The sequence below is a fragment of the Escherichia sp. MOD1-EC7003 genome, from assembly GCF_002965065.1.
Lineage (GTDB): Bacteria > Pseudomonadota > Gammaproteobacteria > Enterobacterales > Enterobacteriaceae > Escherichia.
Genome location: NZ_PTRE01000226.1, coordinates 1 through 2,816 on the forward strand (window position 1 = coordinate 1; position 2,816 = coordinate 2,816).

The following is a 2,816-nucleotide window of genomic DNA, read 5'->3' on the forward strand; positions in this document are numbered from 1 at the left end:
GTGGACAAACATTGTGCGGATAAATGGGTAAGACTGTTTATTCGCCGGTGGCTGACAGCGCCGATACAGATGCCGGATGGAACACAGAGGGAACGAAATAAAGGTACGCCACAGGGTGGAGTAATAAGCCCGGTACTGGCGAATTTATTTCTGCATTATGTGTTCGACAAATGGCTGACGTTGCGTTATCCGGGCGTTCCCTGGTGCCGTTATGCAGATGACGGGCTGGTCCATTGTGTGAATAAACAGCAGGCAGAGGAATTGCGGGATAAGCTGGCAGTGCGTTTTCAGGAATGCGGACTGGAATTACATCCGGAGAAAACGAAGATCGTCTACTTAAACCTGACGCTGATAAGCTGGGCGAGAAAGAAATACAAAACCCTGCGTTATCGCAAGACGAAGGCATGTCAGTTAATGGAAAGACTGTCAAAAGAGAAGCCGGAATTATTTGCCCACTGGAAAGCAGGGCCGGAAAGTGCGTTTGCCTGACGGGAGCCGTATGAAGCGAGAGTTTCACGTACGGTTCTGCGAGAGGCTGCCGGGGAGGTTCCGGCGGCCTACTCACGTAACGCTGCTTTTTTGTACTAAACAATTCGCATTTTATGTTCAATAATTGAGATATTCCTTATTACCTGAGGCTGTTTTTTATTGCTTATACATGATTAAATACTCCTTACCTAAATAAGGGGAACAAAATGGAACTTAAAAAATTGATGGAACATATTTCTATTATCCCCGATTACAGACAAGCCTGGAAAGTGGAACATAAATTGTCGGATATTCTTCTGTTGACTATTTGCGCCGTCATTTCTGGTGCAGAAGGCTGGGAAGATATAGAGGATTTTGGGGAAACTATTGATTTCACGTTTGAATGGAAAGGACTGAAAAAATTATGCGTGGCAGTCTCCTTTCGGTCAATAATAGCAGAACAAAAGAAAGAGCCAGAAATGACGGTCAGGTATTATATCAGTTCTGCTGATTTAACCGCAGAGAAGTTCGCCACAGCGATCCGAAATCACTGGCACGTGGAGAATAAGCTGCACTGGCGTCTGGACGTGGTAATGAATGAAGACGACTGCAAAATAAGAAGAGGAAACGCAGCAGAATTATTTTCAGGGATACGGCACATCGCTATTAATATTTTGACGAATGATAAGGTATTCAAGGCAGGGTTAAGACGTAAGATGAGAAAAGCAGCCATGGACAGGAAACTACCTCGCGTCAGTCCTTGCGGGGAGCGGGCTTTCGTAATCTTGCCCTGGGCGCTGACTCCAGTATCGGGGATGTATTGTCTGATCTTCCTGATGGTACAAAAGTTAAGGTGATTGTGGAATGATTAATAATCAATGTGTTGATTTACTTATATCTCATAGCCAGATACTAGTTCGCTCTAGGGGTTTCGATGAGGCCCTCAGTCAATGGGGAAAGGGGAACATTGCACAAGGGGCTGTTCTACACAAAGATTATGTTATCTTTGATCCCTTGCCTGAAGATGCGTTTGGTGCAAATGTACGTTTAGAACTGGCTGATAAATTTGTAATGGATGAAAATAGTCAACGTTGTATTGCTGTTCCTTTTTCCGTTACAGATAGAAATATTATTGAAGTTGCATCAGCAGCGGAAAAAATAAAAATAACTTTATCTTTAGATAAGGAGTTATATTCTCTTTATTATGAAATATGTGAAGGTGATGAGGTGTATTATCGGTTCACTTTTGTAAACACAAATGCGCCTATAGAACCCCAATATTTAATGGATGATCCGTGGGGCGGAGTGAAAGAAAAATTTCTTAAGACAGGAATATTTTAATATATTATCCGGGGATAAAATATCCCCGGTTTTCAATTATTCAATTGGAGCCTGTCAGTAATTCTGTGTAACTGCCACTGTATTAAAGGTGATCGCTCAGGCGGTCACCGAACTCGATAATAAAACGACTCATTGCCAGCCGCCAGTTCTGGATCGGCATACTCCATTTTTTCGACGCATCCTTGATCGCCAGATACACGACCTTCCGCACCGAGTCATCTGTCGGGAACACTTTGCGTTTCTTTATCGCCGCACGGATCACACTGTTCAGCGATTCTATCGCGTTCGTGGTGTAGATAGCCTTACGGATATCCGGCGGGTAGCCGAAGAAGGTATTCAGGTTTTCCCAGTGTGCACGCCAGCTTTTGCTGATTTGTGGATATTTATCGTCCCATTCTCCCGCGAACGCATCCAGCGCCATCAGCGCCGCCTCTTCGGTCGGGGCCTGATAAACTGCTTTTAACCCGCTGGTGACGGCTTTATAGTCCTTCCAGGACACGTATTTCAGGCTGTTACGCACCATATGGATGATGCACAGCTGGATGTGAGTCTGCGGGTAGACGCTGTTTATCGCATCCGGGAAGCCCTTCAGACCGTCCACGCAGGCAATCAGAATGTCCTGAAGACCGCGATTTTTAAGCTCTGTCAGCACACTCAGCCAGAACTTTGCGCCTTCATTTTCGGCCAGCCACATACCCAGTAATTCTTTCTGGCCTTCGGTGTTGATACCTGGCGCCAGGAACACCGCTTTGTTAATCACGCTGCCATTCTGACGGACTTTGACGACAATGCAGTCCATATAAACAATGGGATACAGCGCATCCAGCTGTCGGTTTTGCCACTCAGTGACCTGCTCTTTTACGGCGTCGGTGACTTTAGATATCAGCGTGGGCGATACATCCGCGTCGTACATTTCTTTGAACGTGGCGACGATTTCGCGCGTGGTCATACCTTTGGCGTACAGAGATAAAATCTGGCTGTCCATCTGCGTAATACGCGTCTGGTTC

3 protein-coding genes and 1 pseudogene are annotated in these 2,816 nt (G+C 45.7%); 3 read left to right on the forward strand and 1 reads right to left on the reverse strand.

Annotated features, from left to right (window positions below; genetic code table 11):
- The 3 genes and pseudogenes from A7090_RS24280 to comJ form a co-directional block, all read left to right on the forward strand.
- On the forward strand, positions 1-489 hold a 489-nt coding region (locus tag A7090_RS24280; RefSeq protein ID WP_241957296.1), incomplete at its 5' end, for a reverse transcriptase domain-containing protein.
- Between the two features lie 206 nt (positions 490-695).
- Positions 696-1,251: pseudogene (locus tag A7090_RS24285) on the forward strand (ISAs1 family transposase).
- Between the two features lie 81 nt (positions 1,252-1,332).
- A complete protein-coding gene (comJ, locus tag A7090_RS24290; RefSeq protein WP_105275801.1) occupies positions 1,333-1,809 on the forward strand; it encodes a competence protein ComJ in 477 nt (158 codons plus the stop codon).
- Positions 1,810-1,891: 82 nt separating this feature from the next.
- Here comJ and A7090_RS24300 read toward each other — a convergent pair.
- The coding region (locus tag A7090_RS24300) for an IS256 family transposase (RefSeq protein ID WP_105275803.1) at positions 1,892-2,816 on the reverse strand (925 nt) is incomplete at its 5' end.

What these genes read in the sequence shown, in the direction of transcription:
- comJ (WP_105275801.1), top strand. Translation starts at nt 1,333, where the DNA reads ATGATTAATAATCAATGTGTTGATTTACTTATATCTCATAGCCAGATA.